A 17,055-nucleotide genomic window follows, 5' to 3' on the forward strand; every position below is an offset into this window, starting at 1 on the left:
AAATAGCTTAGCATGAATTTATTGCATGATGGAGTGATGCACTTTAATGAAAGCCTTTTTAGCACGCGCAGTAATGTTGATTATCGGCGTCATTCTACTGATCCAGCTTTGGATCTTTAGTAGTCTGGTCTGGTGGCGCACCCATCCGGTCAACACGACCATGTTTATGCGTTGGGATTATTTGACCGACTTTAAACCGATCAAGCAGGAATGGCGTGACTATGACAATATCAGTGATAACTTCAAACGCGCCATTTTAGCGGGTGAGGATGCCAAGTTTATTCACCATCATGGCTTTGACTGGGCAGGGATTCAGTTTGCGCTGGAACGCAATAGCGAAAAAGGTGAACTGGTGGCGGGCGGTTCAACGGTTTCCCAGCAGTTGGCAAAAAACCTGTTTCTGTATAATAAACGTTCTTTTATTCGCAAAGGCCAGGAAGCAGTGGCAACCTGGATGATGGAGCGGATGTGGTCAAAACGACGCATTCTGGAAGTGTATATGAACTCGGTTGAGTTTGGCCAAAACATCTATGGAGTTGAGGCGGCAGCCCAGTTTTATTATGGTAAAAGCTCTAAAAGTTTAACCCGGGAGCAGGCTGCATTTTTAGCCGCGCTGTTGCCCAATCCAAAGTATTATCAAGACAACCGCAATGACCGTAAGCTGCAATATCGTAAGCGGGTGATCCTAAAATATATGAACGGTATACAACTTCCGCAATAATTCACCAAATTTTAAAAAAAAGCCCAATATTTTGGGCTTTTTTACCAAATTGACATAATTTTGCAGCATACTTAAATCATCACTTGATGAATGATAAAGCAACAAGGTTGGGTATGAATACTGCAGTGACGACAACAACGCCAATAGAATATAGTTACAACGATCGTTATATCAATCGTGAGCTTTCGATTCTCGATTTCCATCTACGCGTACTGGAACAGGCTGTCGATCCACTTCATCCATTATTAGAGCGGATGAACTTCCTGTTGATCTTTTCACGCAATCTGGACGAATTCTTTGAGATCCGTGTTGCGGGCATGATGGAACAACTGACCTTGGGCAATGAAAGCCGCACGCCAGATGGCTTGACCCCAAAGCAGGTTCTGGAACAGATTTCTAAAACTACGCATGCCGCGATCGAACGTCAGTACCGCATATTAAATGAAGAAATCCTGCCGAAATTACGTAAAGAAGATATTTGCTTCCTGCGTCGTGGTGAATTAACACCGGCACAATCGGCATGGATCAAAAAATATTTCCATGAGCAGGTTGCACCTGTGCTTACGCCTATCAGCCTGGACCCGGCCCATCCGTTCCCGCGATTGGTCAATAAAAGTCTGAACTTTATTGTCACGCTGGAAGGGAAGGATGCATTTGGTCGTCAAATTGATCTGGCTGTTGTACCTGCACCACGTTCATTACCGCGTGTAGTCCGTTTGCCTGATGAATTGACCGATGGTAAAGAACATCACGTAATGCTTTCGGCGATTATTCATGAACATATTTCTGATCTGTTCCCGGGCATGACCGCAACCGGTTGCTACCAGTTCCGTGTCACCCGTAATGCCGATTTAGCGCTAAACGAAGATGTTGAAGATCTGGCAAAAGCGCTGAAAGGTGAGTTGAGTTCACGTCGATTTGGCCGTGCAGTCCGTCTGGAAGTAACCCATAACTGTCCAAAGCATATTTATGAATATCTGCTTAATGAGTTCGACCTGAACGAAGAACAGTTGTATCGCGTTGACGGCCCTGTCAACTTGGCACGTTTATTATCCAACTTTAAACGTCCGCATTTACGTTATGATTCGCATACGCCTGTGATTCCGAAAGCCTTTAAAAAGTCGGAAAGTATTTTTGCAGCCATGCAAAAGCAGGACATTTTATTGCACCATCCTTTTGAATCCTTCGCCCCAGTAATTCAACTGTTACGTGAAGCTGCGCGTGATCCGCAAGTGCTGGCGATCAAGCAAACCCTGTATCGTAGTGGCGCAGACTCGGAAATCGTGCAGGTGCTTGCCGAAGCTGCACGGAATGGGAAGGAAGTCACAGCGGTGATTGAATTACGTGCCCGCTTTGATGAAGAATCCAATATCGAAGTGGCCAATGTGTTGCAGGAAGCGGGTGCCGTGGTGGTGTATGGCATCGTCGGTTATAAAACCCATGCCAAAATGATTCTGGTGGTGCGCCGTGAAAATAATAAACTGGTGCGTTATGTGCATTTAGGTACAGGCAACTATCATGCAACCAATGCCCGTATCTATACCGACTATGGTTTAATGACCACGGATAAAGACCTGTGTGAAGACGTGCATCGTATTTTTCAGGAATTGACCGGCATGGGTAAAATGGCCAAGCCGAAGAAGTTACTGCATGCACCATTCACTTTACATGCGCAGTTGATTAATTATATCGATGACGAAATTGCCAACGCTAAGGAAGGCAAACCTGCACAGATCATTATTAAAGTGAATGCCTTAACCGAAGTTCAGCTGATTAATAAACTATATGAAGCCTCACAAGCGGGTGTGCAGGTCGACCTGATCATTCGTTCAATCTGCTGTTTACGTCCAGGTTTACCGAATCTGTCGGAAAATATCCGTGTGCGTTCAATTGTCGGGCGTTTTCTGGAACATACCCGGGTTTATTATTTCAGTAATAACGGTAATCCGCGTATTTACGGTTCAAGTGCTGACTGGATGGACCGTAACCTGTTTAACCGTGTTGAAGCCTGTTTCCCGATTGAAGAGCCGACCTTGAAAAAGCGGATTTATCAACAGGGTTTACTCAACTATCTCAAAGACAATCAGCAAGCCTGGTTGTTACAAGGAGACGGGGTGTGGGAACGTGCACGACCGGTAGAAGGTGAAGCGCCACACAATGCCCAGCAGACCTTGCTGGAAGCCATTAAATAACCTGAAAGAGCAAAAAGCCGACCCTGATGGGTCGGCTTTTTTATCGGTAAAATTTAGTTGGTTTTTATTTCCAGCACCAGTTGATTGACAAGATCGGCGGCCTCTAGCTCTCTGATTTGTGCCACATTACTCCCAGCCCAAAAAGCGCCATAACTGAAATCATGCTGTGCACTGGCAATGCTCATCAACTGCTTGGCCAAGTCATAGGTATATGGGTATTGCGGGGTTGCAGGACGATTCGGTGTATCAATCTGGGTATGCCATGTGCCAATCAAGCCACGTGCCGGACGACCGGAAAGACTGGCGCTAATCTGGGTAATGCTTTGACTGAACAATGCTTTGCGATAGGCGGCATTGGCACTGGAGCTTTTACACTGCACAAAGGCGGTCCCTAGCTGGACTGCTGACGCACCACGATTCAACATTTCCTTGGCCTGTTCGCCATTCATGATCCCGCCCGCGGCAATCACTGGACGATCGCAGTGTGTGGTAATCAGTTGAACCAGATCGCTGGTTTTAATTGCAGCATCAAAATGTTGATTGAAAATCCCGCGATGCCCACCAGCCTCAATGCCTTGCGCAATAATAATATCAATCCCCGCTGCTTCAATCGCTTGAGCTTCAAGTAAATTGGTTGCGGAAACCATGGTGATAATGCCTGCTTGCTTCAAAGCCTGAATTTGATGCGGATGAGGCATACCAAAGTGAAAACTGACCGCCTTGGGACGGGTTTCCAGCACGACATTCAGGAAGTCATCATTGTCTAGAAAGCTTGGATAAATACAGTGAAGTGCGGTTGGCGCTTCTGCAGCGAATTTCTCAAATTGGGGACGGAGATAATCAATCCATTGCCGGGCAATTTCGGGATCAAGTTGTTCAGATTGATGGCAAAAGAAGTTGACCTGAAAGGGATGATCGGTCAATTCTTGTGTCTTCAAGATTTGTGCTTTGGCTGTTTCAGGGGTATTGGCCCCCAGACCTAAAGAACCGAATGCACCTTGATTGGACACTTCAGCGGCAAGTTCCGGTGTGGAAACCCCAGCCATTGGCGCAAGCAAAATCGGGTGTTTTATTTCTAATAATTCTAAAATCGACATGATCAATGACTCATTGCATTTTTAATCACCTTAACGTAAAAACAAAACGGCTTGCAAATAATAATCGCTATTTAATTATTGAATATAGGCACTATTTTGCATCGTACGGCATCTCTGTTTAAATCGGGGTGACATTAAACAGGGAACCGACCCAGCTGGAAAATGCCATGGCCAGCATGCCCCATAAGCTAATCCGCAGACTGCCTTTCAGCAGGGAAGTGCGGGCAAAGTAACTGGACAATGCACCCAGGAGCGCCAATGCAATAATCCCGGTAATTAACACAGCGGATGCAATCCAGCGGTCTGGACTGAGCAAGATCGCCAGCATGGGGAGGGCAGCACCACAAGAGAACGATGCGGCAGAAGAAAGCGCCGCCTGAACAGGATTGGCAGCGGTATTTTCATGGATGCCAATTTCATCCCGTGCATGCGCACCCAGCGCATCATGCTCGGTCAGTTGTCTGGCCACTTCATGTGCGAGTTCCGGATTTAAACCGCGTGAGATATAAATCTGGGTCAGTTCCTTGAGTTCGGCATGCGGGTTGTTTTCCAGTTCTCGAGCCTCAAAACGCAGGTCGGATTTTTCAATATCTTCCTGGGACTTGACTGAAATATATTCGCCTGCCGCCATAGAGGTCGCACCAGAGATCAGCCCAGCGATACAGGTGATCAATAAGGTATGCGAGCTGGCACCACTGGCTGCCATCCCCATAATCAGGCTGGTCACCGAAATGATGCCATCATTGGCACCGAGTACAGCCGCACGCAGCCAGCCTGAGCGTTGGATGACATGAGGTTCTGCATGATGTGAAAAAGACATAATCCTACTCGTTTAAATTTATTTAATCTGTTCAGGCCTGGTTTTATAAGGGCTCAATTGTCTGTAAAATTCTATTGTTGTTTCATAAACTTAATCTATTATAAATTAACTTATTTTAACGATAGCATAACGATGATTTGGTTATCATATGTGAACAATTTAACATTTTAAATGCGAATAAGCCCTTCTTGCCATAGGCCCTGTTGTGAGTATTTTTAGTTGAGATTTGCGATGAACAATTCCAAAAATAAGCTGCTGAGTCATACACTATTCATTTTGGGGCTAATCTTGCCTGTACAACAGGTACTGAGTGCCGAGCCTGAATTTGCGAAGGAAGGGGATGCGGCCTATAAACCAGGCAATCCGATTTATGACCGTTGGGACAAGTTTTACAAGCTTGAACAAAGCCAGCCGGAAGAAGCTGAAAAAATCCTGCTTGAATTGGGGCAACTTACGCCACAAGACCTTAAAGTCTGGAAAAGCCTGACCTATCTGCAAATCCGTTTGAACAAGCAAAATGAAGCCATCCAGAGTGTACGTAAAGCCGAGCAGCTTGCACCGCAGGATGAACAACTGAAACTACAGGAAGCCTATTTACTCAATCAGCAAAAAAGAAATAAAGAAGCCTTGGTGATCTTTAAAGATTTATCGGCTTCATCTGATCCGGAAATGGCGAGCAAGGCTCAGCAAGCAGTCCAGAATCTGAGTGCTTCAGCCGTCCCATCTACCTTTAAAGATGTCTACTTTGCGCCTTCTTATGAATCGCGTTATGACGATTTCATTTTCCCATTGAAAATGCGCTACGGGAAAAATCTGGATAATGGTCGGGCACAGGTGTATGGCTTTGTAAACCTGAACCGTGATACCAAATCCAAAGGCGGAGTACGTCCCGAGATTATTGATGAAAATGCAGTAACCGTCGGTGTTGGTGCAAATTATCAGCCGTGGCAGTCGATTCCTGTGCGTGCCTATTTAGAGGTGGGCGGGAGTTATGATCTGATTGATCGTAATCGGGATAAGTTCCGTGAAAGTGTGGTCGGTGGTGTTACTGGCTATCAGGAATGGTATGCCAATCCAGCCATTGACCAACGTACCCTCTGGAATGATTATTTCACTGATTTATATGGTAATGTCGCGAGTTACTCACGAGAAGACTATAACGTTATTGCCGACCTACGATTGCGTTCGGGTTTTAATCTCTATCGTGGAGAAGCGGGTACGGTACAAGCTTATGGCAAGCTACATACTTTAGCGGATTCGGAAGGTGAAAATTACAATAACTTATTTGAATATGGCGCAGGTGTTGCTTGGCAGCCATTTAACTATGTACCGGTAAAACTACGCGTTGAGCGCTTATACGGGCATTATTTCAAAGATGCGCTGGCTGATGGAACGGATCGCTATAACAACACGCGCACGGAACTGGTATTTTATAAGAGCTTCTAGCCGCGCGCGTTTGTAAGATAGGGTTATCCGCTAGCCGTATTTCAGTTTGTACCATAATGCCACGGCATAAACAGTCATACGGTTCATATAATGCGGACCATCAAAAATATACACTTTCTGTCCTTCATAGGCCTTAAGCTGTTCCACCACTTCCCACGGATAAGCTGAGCGGAACTGGCCTGATTTTGCTGGACGGAAAGCTTCCAAAACAATCACCACCTTATCCTTACCAAACTCTTTCTGAAGATTTTCCAGAATCATTTTTGCTTGCTGGGGCGAACGCGTTCCGACACCGACACCATCTTGAAAAAATACATGGGTATTGTGCGGTAACCAGCTTTTCAGCCATACATCCAGATGTTCAGGAGATTGTTCAGCACTGTAGATACTGACCCAGACCGGTTTGGGCAAGCTACTGATCGCCTGTGCCAACATACCGACACCGAGCCAGGTCGGATCGGCCTCAACAGGAAAATAATAACCTTTTAGAGGAACGGACCGGGTTTGTTCAATGATCTGTTTCGAACTTTCTGCCAGTTGCAGCACATTGGAGCGGGCCAGTTTTTCATCATATTCGCCTGCCAGCCCCAAAATAATATTTTCAGACCACGGCTGCTGGTTGAGCTGTTTTAAGTTAAGTGTTTTGTCCCACTTTTCAAAGCCCATTTCATGATCGAACCAGGCTTTGGACTGCACCGTTGACCATTGCGGTACAAAGGTGGAAACGCCAAGTAAATTCCAGTTGCCTGAGGGGGGAGTTGTGGCCAGATCGGGTTGCCAGAATATTCCCTCAATTTGGGGAGGCTGCACATCTGCCTGAAACAGATGCATGCAACCTCCTAAACTGATTAAGGCTGATAACGTAATCGTTTTTAAAAGTTTAGATTTAATCTGCCTTATTTTTAGCATTCGGTCGTTTACGCCAGTACCAGAGCAAAATTGCCAGAATCATGATAGCAGAGATTATTACCACCAAGATAAAGAATGATGATTGCTGAACCAGAGGCGCTTTCTGATTACCGACAATAATTTTTTGTAAGATAAATACTTGTCCGTTTTCTGCCACCAATATTTTGCTGGCATTATTCGGGATGTTGGTTTGAATCTTATCCCAGAGCTTGCTGAAGTTCTGCGCACCTTCAATTGAGTCGGTAATCACATCAAAACGTTGCTCATGGAAACTGACCAGAAAACCGCGTGCAGTGGCGGGCGCGTACAGAATATCTTTATGCATCAAAACTTGCTGACGGTAGATATTCGGGTTGACCTGTACATTGAGAAGCTCTGGTTTGGCTGGATCAAACTTGACCAGATTTAATGGAATCGGATCATTGGTCATCAGCATCTTTTTCGCCACCTGACTCATGGTCATGGCAATTTCCAGACTGCCCGAATTGCCATCAATCGCAATGGTAGGATGGGTGGCAAAACTCATCGAAAGCGAAGCGACACCGTTTTTGATTTTATGCGGCAGTTTTACGGTCGATTTTTGTGTATCAATCCAGAGTGAGCCTTTGGCTGAAGGCAAACATTGCGAGTTTACAATCACCGAGTTTTCCAGCTTCATGCTGAAGTTGGTATTGTTGGAAATGGTTTTGGCAAAATAGTTAAATTGCCGGTTGACCGGATCTGAATCCAGTTCAGCGGTTTTTAGGCTACCGGCCAGACCGCCATCAATCCATGTGGTAATATTTGAGCCTTCCAGTAAACCACTCTGCACGCGCAAGGCGATTTGCCCTTGCAAAATATCGGTGGGTTGCCAAACCGCAGGGAAGTTTAAGAACAGGTTCTTTTCTGCCTGATTGAGTCGGAAATCGCTGATGCCCAAATCGGCAAGGGATTTGATCTGTTTAATTCTGGCCCAAGACGGTGCGGCCAGCTTGTTGGGTAGCGTCGTGGAAGAGGTATCCAGTTGCTGTAAATAATTTGGATTTAATAGGCCATTGATGGCAGAGACCAGTTTTTCTGGATTGTCATATTGAATGCGTAAAGTCGGGACCTCATTCTCGGCACTAATCTGTACCAGGGTACCATTCGGTAAAGGCGTTGCAGACTTTGCAATTTCAATAAAAAAGTTAGCTGGCTGGTTCTCTGGCGCATTCTTTTCATACCACTGGATCGGGGTAACTGAGCTCCAGGCACTGATTAAACGCCCCAGCATCGAGGCTTCATTGAGATTGGCCGGATTGTATTTTAATACCCCGACAAAAGGTGTTGGACGGACCACCTGCGGGTTAAATAAGGCATCAGGTAAATCTTTTAAACGATAAATAGGCCGATGGCGGGAATAATCAATCTTGGAATTGCTGAGATAGGTGACCTGATCCACATCTTCACTACAGAAGGTGGTTCGATCAGCTGCAGGCGAGGTCGGTGGCGAATATTGTTGCAAGATAAAATCTAGACGGTGAAAGCCACTCTTGGTCGCTGGAATATTAAAGTTCAGCGTCCCATCACCATTCAAGGTGGTGTTATAAATCAGCTTGTCATCATATTTCACCAGTAAAGTGGTGAAATGTTCGGTCGAATATTCACTGCTAAACTGAATATTCTGCCACTCCGAGCCTTTGCCCACATAAAAGAAATGCGGTTCAATGGTGTACTTATTGGAGGTATTGATATTATCAAATGTCCAGGTGTTTATCGTGTCGGCGAAGCTTAACCCCGGCAAGGAGATCGCGGCACTTGCGACCAGTATTTTAAAAATTTGTTGATGTAATGGCTTCTTTTTCATTTATTTTTTCTCCTTGCTGCGCTCAGTTTTGTACCATTGTAGTGAGTTTCCCTGTATCTTATTTTTCAGCATGTCATAGGCCGCTTTGAACACGATAAACAGAAACACCTGTGAATAGGTGATATACGATAAAACCGAGAAGAAATAGAGTTGAGGTTGAGCTCTTTCCAGAGATAGGGTAAACCACATTTGTGCGACATACAGACAGAACGATAAGCCCCAAAGCAGGGTAAACGGGCCGGGAACGGTAATCCCAGCAATACCCAGTAAACCGAGGGTTAAAGTAATGTGACTCCAGATCAGGGCCGGCACAAACAGGACATAACACATAATATTGTTAAAAATTTCAATTCCGATCGGGAACGGTTTTCTTAGTGCAATCGGTAAATATTTGCTAGTGACATAGAAGTTTCCTTGGGTCCAACGCGAGCGTTGCTTGACAAAGACACTTAAGGATGGCGGATCTTGCTGCCAGCCGACGGCGTAGGGTACCCATTTAATCCGACGTTGACCCAGAAAAATCCGGAAACTCATTTCGGTATCATCGACCAGAGATTTTTCATCGAAGCCACCCAGGGTTTCCAGTGCATCCCGCCAGATCACATAATTGGTTCCCATCAGGGTAGAAAGTTCGAAACGTTGCCAGCGTCCTCCCTGAAAAATCCATTGGAAGAAGATAAACTCAATGGCAATGAATCGGGTCAGGATACTGTCACGCCAGTTACGGGTACGTACTTTACCGTTGACGGCAACCAGCTTTTTATCTGCCAATAAGGTCTGTGCCAATAAACGTACACAGTCCGGCTCAGGGGTACTATCTGCATCATAGACCACGATTAATTCACCTTTGGCATGCGGCAGGCCATTATTCAAGGTGCGGGATTTGCCTTTACCGCCCATGCCTTTCGGTACATTGACGATTTTAATGCAGGGATAAATCGCTGCCATACGCTCGGCAATTTCTAAAGTATTGTCTTTAGAACCGTCATTGATCAGTAAGACTTCATAGGCATGCGCTGGATAATCCTGTTGTGCAATTGCATGTAAGGTATCTTCAATGACCACCCCTTCGTTATAGGCGGGAATTAACACGCTTAATACTGGCCAATGCTCCGGCACAGGCATGTTCTCCAGTTCTTTGGCGGCATTTTTAGAATATTTCCAGGCCTGATAACTGAGCCATGCCCAAAAGGCCTGAGGAATCCAGATGCCCAGAAAGCCAAATAGAAAAAGAATATCAATTGCGGGCATTTATTCTTCTCCTGCGAATAATGGAAATGATCAGGATCAGCAGTAGTCCGCCGCCAAGCAGCAAGGAAATCCAGGAAATAGAGCTACCAAAGGTGCTGAGCAGGCTTGGATAATGCGCGGAATAGATATAATCCAGCGGAATCACGACCGTACTCAAGGCAATCAGCAAATAACCGAACAGATTGGTTTCTACACCGTCGATGGTGCTGGTGTATTGAATATTGTTAATGTCCCAGGAGATGCCCAGATGCGGATATTCAATATTATCTACCGGCATGTCGGTTGGGGGATTGATTACCACCTGATAACCCGAAGCTTGTGAAGGGTCTTTGATCACCTGATAAAAATAATGTTGATGCTGCTGAATTTTACGTGCAGGAATTCGAAGTTCATTGGGGCTATCGGATTGAATCAGATAACTCCCAGCTGGTTGCGAAATCAGGTTTTCATCCCAGCCTGTTTCAATCAGGGCAGCGAGGGGCCGGAGTCCAAGTGCCGTTGAAAAGGTGGCTTTGGCGGCAAAATACTTGGAATGCTGCATTTGATAGAAGGCGACCGGAATCGCGCCCTCATTGACTGCCTTTTTGATTTTATAATATTTAACTGCACTAAAATATTCATTGGGCAGGATGATGCCCGGTTTGATCCCTTTCTCCATCAGTTGTTTAAAACTTTCCGATTCTATCTGATCGGAGGTAAACACTGGCCACCAGGTCGAGGGTTGCGGGAAAAAACCTGCGATCGTTCTGGGAAGTTGGGTTTGAGGGTTGAGCTGATTTTGTGCAGGCTGGATCGAGCAGTGATAGTACTGCTGATAAAACTGTTGCAAGGTGGTATCTGGATAATTTGCGGTGGTCACCAGCAAACCACAAATATTAAGCAGTACGGACATTAAGGCACCTCTTGATCTTGAGGGCGCAGATATTCAGTGTGTTGTTCAATTTTAAGCTTTAATACCGACATGTCTTGAAGTTGCTGGATAAATACAGGATAGACCTGATTTTCCTCAATTACCGGTTCATGAATGACGATACTTTTGATCTGGCTCAGCTCTTCATTGATAAAATGATAGATAACGCTGTCTCTCTCGGTGGAAAGAATTGCCATGATCTTGTTCTGCGTTTCTTTCCAGATATCTTCACCCAGCATTTCCCGGATCAGCACCGTATTATTGATCTGAGTGGTAATAACCTTGTAATGATCCTTCTGCGTAAGTTTAAGCAACTTCTTTAACTCGCCCTGAAAATGTTTCAAGGCCGTCAGTGGCAAGATATCGTGTTGATAATTACGATCATAACTTTGAATGGCTCGGAAGGTCTTGAGCGCATTCTGAATATTGTGACGAATGGCACTTAAAAAAATCGGGGTAATCGGCAGCACAAACAGCAACAGCAGTTGACGTTCCACATAGGTTTGATTGGCCAGGTCAAGCAGGAAATAAACAGCGACGCCAATAAAGGTAATTAATCCCAGAATGATGGCCAGACCGACATTTACAAAGGCACCTGCGATCAACAGGATAAGCAGGAAAACCCAACTGCCACGATAACTTGCCGGTAACCACTCATACGCGACGATGCCCATAAAAACATGGGCTGAGATAATCCACAAGACGAGTGCTGAAGCCGGATTTTTCTGCATAATATTTTTAGTTTTAATAAATGTATTTTGTGATCAAGGTATCATTATTTTACGGCTATGACGATAAATTTTCTGTTAGGGATTGTGTAAAATAATTTTATAAACAGTAACATACAATATAGTCTATTCAAAGGAACGAAGAAAAGCTTTGTATTTCAAATAAATTTTATTTTATGTAACTAGGATAAATGCGCTTTGAATACCTCGATGGCACGGGCACGGCTGAGCTTTAAATCAACGATGGGGTGGGGATAATCCAGCGCCAAAGAGTGCTTTTTTGCATAGGGTTCATGGATGGTTTTTTTATCAAGTTGGGCCAGCTCGGGCAGCCATTTCAGAATATACTCACCCTCAGGATCAAACTTCTGTGATTGGCTTACCGGGTTAAAGATACGGAAATAAGGGGCGGAATCTGTACCGGTCGAAGCACACCATTGCCAACCACCGTTATTGGCTGCCAGATCGCCATCAATCAGGTGTTGCATAAACCATTGTTCACCTTTACGCCAGTCAATCAGCAGGTTTTTGCTCAGAAACATGGCACAAATCATCCGTACCCGATTATGCATCCAGCCAGTTGCCAACATTTGACGCATACCCGCATCAACGATCGGAATGCCAGTCTGACCTTGCTGCCATTGTTGTAAAGCGACGGGATCATCGCGCCAAGGGATATTCTGCGTTGATTGCTTAAAGGGTAAATGCCGTGAGACACGCGGAAAATCAAACAGGATATGCTGATAAAATTCCCGCCACAACAGTTCATCCAGCCAGCTTTGCTGGGCATCGGATTGAATATCAAAATGGCCCTGCTGTGCTCTGAACAGGGCTTGCAGACACTGGCGTATCGAAATGATGCCGATATTTAAATAAGCCGAAAGCTGACTGGTACCCGCGCGTGCAGGAAAATCGCGTGCAATTTTATAGTCACTGAGCTGTTCCTCAATAAATTGGTCGAGTTGTTGCAAGGCATAGGCTTCGCCGACCTGCCATTCGTGATCATGGGGGTGCTGGATATGTTTTTGATATTCGAGTTGTAGTGACTTGCTATCAGTTGATGAGATCAGCTTTAAATCCGTTAACGCTTGTTGGGGAGCTGGTATTGGATAACATTGTGGTAAAGCAGGCTGTAAACGCTGATAACAGGTCTTTTTAAAGGCGCCAAATACCTGATAAGGCAGATTGGACTGGTTGCGGATCGAGCCAACAGGAAACAAGGTACGATCATGAAAAAGGACCAGTTCCTTGTCTTGCTGATTTAAAAGTTTCTGTACAGCCTGATCGCGTTTTAATTCATTTACACCCAGTTCAACATTGGCATATACATGTTGAATCGGCAGTTGCTGTATGAGCGTTGCGAAATACTCAGGTATATCTTTCCAGAGCGAAATGCTGTGAACCAGTAGTGGTATATTCAGACTTGCAAGTTGGTCTTTTAAGCTTTGCAGTTGTCTGAGATAAAAGTCAATTTTAATCGGGGCATCATCGTGTAATTGCCCCTGTTCAGGCGATAAAATCACAAGCGCGATGGTAGGGCCAGCCTGAGTCGCATGCCAGAGCGCAGCATGGTCCCGAATTCTCAAGTCCTGACGAAACCAGACCAGTTGATAAGCAGTCGACATAATTCTGTTTATTTTAAAGAAATTGACATGACCATAAGCGATTTTCTGATTTTATAAAAGTAGGGCCAATAAAAAAGCAAAGCCGGAGCTTTGCTTTTTTTCATCTAATTCAAAAATGAATTAGTGGTGGTGACCACCTGCACCGTGAACGTGACCGTGATCTAATTCTTCTTGAGAAGCATCACGGATTTCAACGATTTCTACTTCGAAAGTAAGGTCTTGACCAGCAAGCGGGAAGTTTGCATCAACGATGATGTTGTCGCCTTCAATCGCTTTAACAGTTACGATTTGAACGCCGTCATCAGTTTGTGCTTGGAATTGCATACCAGGCTGGATGTTGTCCACGCCTTGGAACATTTGCGCCGGAACTTCTTGAACAAGTTCAGGGTTATATTCGCCATAACCTTCAGCAGCTGGAACGTTTACAGTGAATTTTTCGCCTACAGTTTTACCTGTAAGTGCATTTTCTAAACCAGGAATGATGTTGCCCGCGCCGTGCAAATATGCAAGTGGTTCACCTTGAGATTGATCAAGTGTTTCACCCTCAGCGTTTGTTAAAGTGTAGTGGAATGAAACCACGTGGTTATTTGCAATAGCAGTCATGTTTTAAATCCATGTCATCAATAGTTTTAACTGTATATCATAAAGTGAAAAACAGCTTTTGTTGACTATTTTCCACTTTTTGAAACGATTTAGTTAAATATTGAGACGAAATATCAAATTTCAACTCAATACAGTTTAATTTTTGGACGGACACGACGCGTCAGGAAATCTTTCATAGTCAGCATGCCCGCTTGGGTATAACCATGAATATTGGCCTGATGCATCCGATAAAGTGAAACATACATGGTTTTGGCAATGAAACCTTGTACGCTGACATCACCTAACAATTCTCCTACCGCCTGATTACGACTCAGTGAAACCAGTGAACCTTTGTCATTAAAGGTAAACATCGGTTGTGGAGAACCGGATAAACGTGCAGCCATTGCCTCGACGAGGAAGGTTGCTTGCTGACTCGCTACCTGTGCACGCGGGCCTAACGGCGGCTGCCGTGCATCTAACTGACAATTTGCACAATCGCCAAACGCAAATACATTCGGATCAGAATAAGTTTGCAGGGTGGCGTACACCATCAGGCGATTGATCTTGTCCCGTTTAAAATCAGTCAAAGACTCGAGTACTTTCGGCGCTTTGACACCTGCGGCCCACACCGTAATATCGGAGTGAATGACATTACCATTACTGAAGTAGACCTGGGTTTCTTCGACTTTCTGGACTTTATGTTGAGTCAGAATCTCAATCCCCATTTTCTTGAGCTGCTTGGCACTATGCGCTGCCGTTTTTTCATTCAGGGCAGGCAAGATACGGTCAGAGGCTTCAATGAGGGTAATTTTGACTTGCTTCGGATTAATTTTCTTTAATCCATAGCGATAGAAGTTCTTGGTGGTTTCAATCAGTTCTGCGGCCAGTTCCACCCCCGTTGCGCCGGCACCGACGATGCCTATATTCAAGGCCCGTTCATTTGACTGATTCTGCGCCTCGATATAGAGGTGAAATAAATCCTGCTGGAAAATATCGGCTTGTTGACGGCTATCCAGAAAATGACAGTGTTCACGTACACCTGCGGTACCAAAGTCATTGGACACAGAACCGACTGCCAAGACGAGCGTGTCGTAGCTGAGGGTTTGAATCAGCGGCGTATGTTCTTTAGAAAGCTGCGGGGGAGAAAGGGTAATTTGTTTTTGATCTTTATTCACATCAACAAGTGTGCCGAGCACGAACTCAAAATGATGTTTTTCTGCATGGGCAAAATAATTGGTTTGTTCTTCGTGAGGGTTTAGCGAGCCAGCTGCAATTTCGTGGAGGAGCGGTTTCCATATGTGTGTGAGATTTTGATCGACTAGGGTAATTTTGGCTTTCTCTCGTCTGCCAAAACGTTCACCTAACTGTGTCGCAAGTTCCAAACCACCTGCGCCACCGCCCACAATCACGATATGATGTAAGGTTTTGCTCATGATTAACCTAATTATTTTTGTGAAAGGATGGCTGGATTATGCCATCCTTTTTTCAATAATGTATGTTTAATCTTGATAAAAAAAGTTGGTTTTTTACCCTTGATTTAAAGGATAAAGTTTGGCAGTTTTGCTATCGCTGGTCGAAAAGAATGAAAACAGGTTAGAGAACCAGAGCATAATTTTCTGAAAAATATTGGCTTCTTCAATCTGCACATCATTTTCAATCTGTAAGCTGCGAATCAACTGGTTATTCTGGTAAATTGAAACCGTCGCCAGATTCATGGCCTGCGTCAAAGGTGCAGTCAAGTGCTGTTCATTCAATTCAATATTGATACGGGTATTGGTGGTTTGTAGCGGTTCAACCGTCGTCACTTGCTGATTGGCATCGGTTAGATGAATGCGTTGGGTGAGTAGATCAAAAGTATTTAAGTCGATAGGTGTTGCCTGACCGTATAACGATGTGGTGACGATAGTCGGTTGCTGCGTTTCGACCTTAAACATTTTCAAGGTTGATTTAATCACAGGCAATTCTGCAATCAGTTTTTGTTTTGGAATGACTTCCTCATCACGGGTATAGGTATAGGTCAGGTTCATTAACTTATGCGCTACTTCCGCGCGTTTGACTGCACTTGGCGTTCCCAGTACCACCACAATCAGACGACGTTTATCAACATGCGGATTAAATGTTGGACGTTCTGCTGTCAGGGCAAGGTTATAACCTGCCGCTTTGGTATAACCTGTTTTAAGACCATCTGAGGTAGGGTCCATTTTCAGGGCAAGGTTAGTGGCATGGTGAAAACGTTGATTGTAGCTAAAGCTCGGCATTTTAGAATAATACAGATATTCAGGCGTTTCTTTCACAATGGCCTTGGCTAACAGGCTGAGGTCAGCTGCTGTTGAATAATGATCGGTCATGGTGATCCCAGCTGGATTGCTGAAATGGGTATCCTTCATGCCCAATGCCTGGGCTTCCTGATTCATCCGCGCGACGAATTGTGGCACGCTGCCAGAAATTTTTTCAGCAAGCGTTACCGCAGCATCATTGGCAGACATCACGATCAGACCTGCTAAAAGCTGATCAACAGAAATCTGTTCACCTGCTTTTAGATACATTTGTGATTCATCCCACATCACCGTACTCACCACAGGGGTTGCAGTCAGAACGTCTTCTTTACGTAATTTACCAGCCTCAATATCTTTTAACGCGATATAAGCCACCATCATTTTGGTGAGTGAAGCTGGGGCGCGTTGAACATGGCTGTTGTGTTCAGCAATGATTTGTCCAGATTGGGCATCGATGATGGACCATGCTTCAGCCTCAACTGTTTCAGGTGCAATGTTAAGCAAGTTTGCATGGGCGAGATTTGCACAGATGAGACTGAACAACGTAAAGAGAGAGAGGAGAAATTTCACGTGCATACCTTGTATTGCCGATCCGGTGGCCTTAAATGTGAGAGGAGAATGCTATGACTTTTTTGTTGAAGAATCCAGCAACTTTTGCTGACAATTACGACAT

The 17,055-nt window shown here is 44.8% G+C and carries 14 protein-coding genes; 3 read left to right on the forward strand and 11 right to left on the reverse strand.

Translation table 11 applies throughout. The features are described 5' to 3' along the window. The first annotated feature begins 46 nt into the window (after positions 1 to 46). Together mtgA and ppk1 are read left to right on the forward strand one after the other, a co-directional pair. Positions 47 to 721: a monofunctional biosynthetic peptidoglycan transglycosylase gene (gene mtgA, locus IEV39_RS00470; RefSeq protein WP_005231795.1), complete on the forward strand. Its 675-nt coding sequence runs from the start codon at positions 47 to 49 to the stop codon at positions 719 to 721. Positions 722 to 834: 113 nt separating this feature from the next. Beyond that, the gene (gene ppk1, locus IEV39_RS00475) at positions 835 to 2,913 is read left to right on the forward strand and encodes a polyphosphate kinase 1 (RefSeq protein ID WP_005288233.1); all 2,079 of its coding nucleotides are present in this window, start codon (positions 835 to 837) and stop codon (positions 2,911 to 2,913) included. A gap of 53 nt (positions 2,914 to 2,966) precedes the next feature. Here the strand turns inward: ppk1 and IEV39_RS00480 are convergent, their stop codons facing one another. Further along, positions 2,967 to 4,010, reverse strand: coding sequence for an NAD(P)H-dependent flavin oxidoreductase (locus tag IEV39_RS00480; protein ID WP_005288231.1), 1,044 nt, complete (start codon positions 4,008 to 4,010; stop codon positions 2,967 to 2,969). 118 nt (positions 4,011 to 4,128) lie between these two features. Further along, positions 4,129 to 4,830: a VIT1/CCC1 transporter family protein gene (locus IEV39_RS00485; protein ID WP_005288229.1), complete on the reverse strand. Its 702-nt coding sequence runs from the start codon at positions 4,828 to 4,830 to the stop codon at positions 4,129 to 4,131. A gap of 231 nt (positions 4,831 to 5,061) precedes the next feature. On the opposite strand from IEV39_RS00485, the gene IEV39_RS00490 reads away from it, so the two are divergent. After that, the gene (locus IEV39_RS00490; protein ID WP_005288226.1) at positions 5,062 to 6,276 is read left to right on the forward strand and encodes a tetratricopeptide repeat protein; all 1,215 of its coding nucleotides are present in this window, start codon (positions 5,062 to 5,064) and stop codon (positions 6,274 to 6,276) included. A gap of 30 nt (positions 6,277 to 6,306) precedes the next feature. Here IEV39_RS00490 and IEV39_RS00495 read toward each other — a convergent pair whose 3' ends face one another. The 9 genes from IEV39_RS00495 to IEV39_RS00535 form a co-directional block, all read right to left on the reverse strand. Then, on the reverse strand, positions 6,307 to 7,185 hold the full coding sequence (locus tag IEV39_RS00495) for an alpha-amylase family protein (RefSeq protein ID WP_167510621.1): 879 nt from the start codon (positions 7,183 to 7,185) through the stop codon (positions 6,307 to 6,309). Continuing rightward, positions 7,163 to 9,010: a hypothetical protein gene (locus tag IEV39_RS00500; protein WP_005288220.1), complete on the reverse strand. Its 1,848-nt coding sequence runs from the start codon at positions 9,008 to 9,010 to the stop codon at positions 7,163 to 7,165. Before IEV39_RS00500 ends, IEV39_RS00495 begins: the two co-directional genes overlap by 23 nt. Further along, positions 9,011 to 10,261: a glycosyltransferase family 2 protein gene (locus IEV39_RS00505; protein ID WP_005231784.1), complete on the reverse strand. Its 1,251-nt coding sequence runs from the start codon at positions 10,259 to 10,261 to the stop codon at positions 9,011 to 9,013. Then, complete coding sequence (locus IEV39_RS00510) at positions 10,248 to 11,153, reverse strand: hypothetical protein (protein WP_005288219.1); 906 nt, start codon at positions 11,151 to 11,153, stop codon at positions 10,248 to 10,250. Before IEV39_RS00510 ends, IEV39_RS00505 begins: the two co-directional genes overlap by 14 nt. After that, positions 11,153 to 11,902 carry a hypothetical protein gene (locus IEV39_RS00515; RefSeq protein WP_005231782.1) on the reverse strand — a complete coding sequence of 250 codons (750 nt, stop codon included), beginning with the start codon at positions 11,900 to 11,902 and terminating at the stop codon, positions 11,153 to 11,155. Before IEV39_RS00515 ends, IEV39_RS00510 begins: the two co-directional genes overlap by 1 nt. 179 nt (positions 11,903 to 12,081) lie before the next feature. Then, positions 12,082 to 13,524 (reverse strand): cryptochrome/photolyase family protein, encoded by a 1,443-nt coding sequence (locus tag IEV39_RS00520; protein WP_005288217.1) that lies wholly within the window; start codon positions 13,522 to 13,524, stop codon positions 12,082 to 12,084. Between the two features lie 120 nt (positions 13,525 to 13,644). Next, positions 13,645 to 14,127, reverse strand: a complete 483-nt coding sequence (locus tag IEV39_RS00525; RefSeq protein WP_004770302.1) for an FKBP-type peptidyl-prolyl cis-trans isomerase — start codon at positions 14,125 to 14,127, stop codon at positions 13,645 to 13,647. 125 nt (positions 14,128 to 14,252) lie between these two features. Then, on the reverse strand, positions 14,253 to 15,539 hold the full coding sequence (locus tag IEV39_RS00530) for an NAD(P)/FAD-dependent oxidoreductase (protein ID WP_005288213.1): 1,287 nt from the start codon (positions 15,537 to 15,539) through the stop codon (positions 14,253 to 14,255). Positions 15,540 to 15,632: 93 nt separating this feature from the next. Then, entirely contained in the window at positions 15,633 to 16,952 is a 1,320-nt protein-coding gene (locus IEV39_RS00535; RefSeq protein ID WP_032883187.1) for a D-alanyl-D-alanine carboxypeptidase PBP6B, read from the reverse strand. Positions 16,953 to 17,055 lie beyond the last annotated feature (103 nt).

The sequence above is a fragment of the Acinetobacter courvalinii genome (assembly GCF_014635545.1).
GTDB classification, from domain to species: Bacteria; Pseudomonadota; Gammaproteobacteria; order Pseudomonadales; family Moraxellaceae; genus Acinetobacter; species Acinetobacter courvalinii.

What these genes read in the sequence shown, in the direction of transcription:
- IEV39_RS00515 (WP_005231782.1), bottom strand. Translation starts at nt 11,902, where the DNA reads ATGCAGAAAAATCCGGCTTCAGCACTCGTCTTGTGGATTATCTCAGCC.
- IEV39_RS00485 (WP_005288229.1), bottom strand. Translation starts at nt 4,830, where the DNA reads ATGTCTTTTTCACATCATGCAGAACCTCATGTCATCCAACGCTCAGGC.
- ppk1 (WP_005288233.1), top strand. Translation starts at nt 835, where the DNA reads ATGAATACTGCAGTGACGACAACAACGCCAATAGAATATAGTTACAAC.
- IEV39_RS00495 (WP_167510621.1), bottom strand. Translation starts at nt 7,185, where the DNA reads ATGCTAAAAATAAGGCAGATTAAATCTAAACTTTTAAAAACGATTACG.
- IEV39_RS00480 (WP_005288231.1), bottom strand. Translation starts at nt 4,010, where the DNA reads ATGTCGATTTTAGAATTATTAGAAATAAAACACCCGATTTTGCTTGCG.
- IEV39_RS00520 (WP_005288217.1), bottom strand. Translation starts at nt 13,524, where the DNA reads ATGTCGACTGCTTATCAACTGGTCTGGTTTCGTCAGGACTTGAGAATT.
- IEV39_RS00490 (WP_005288226.1), top strand. Translation starts at nt 5,062, where the DNA reads ATGAACAATTCCAAAAATAAGCTGCTGAGTCATACACTATTCATTTTG.
- IEV39_RS00530 (WP_005288213.1), bottom strand. Translation starts at nt 15,539, where the DNA reads ATGAGCAAAACCTTACATCATATCGTGATTGTGGGCGGTGGCGCAGGT.
- IEV39_RS00525 (WP_004770302.1), bottom strand. Translation starts at nt 14,127, where the DNA reads ATGACTGCTATTGCAAATAACCACGTGGTTTCATTCCACTACACTTTA.
- mtgA (WP_005231795.1), top strand. Translation starts at nt 47, where the DNA reads ATGAAAGCCTTTTTAGCACGCGCAGTAATGTTGATTATCGGCGTCATT.
- IEV39_RS00500 (WP_005288220.1), bottom strand. Translation starts at nt 9,010, where the DNA reads ATGAAAAAGAAGCCATTACATCAACAAATTTTTAAAATACTGGTCGCA.
- IEV39_RS00505 (WP_005231784.1), bottom strand. Translation starts at nt 10,261, where the DNA reads ATGCCCGCAATTGATATTCTTTTTCTATTTGGCTTTCTGGGCATCTGG.
- IEV39_RS00510 (WP_005288219.1), bottom strand. Translation starts at nt 11,153, where the DNA reads ATGTCCGTACTGCTTAATATTTGTGGTTTGCTGGTGACCACCGCAAAT.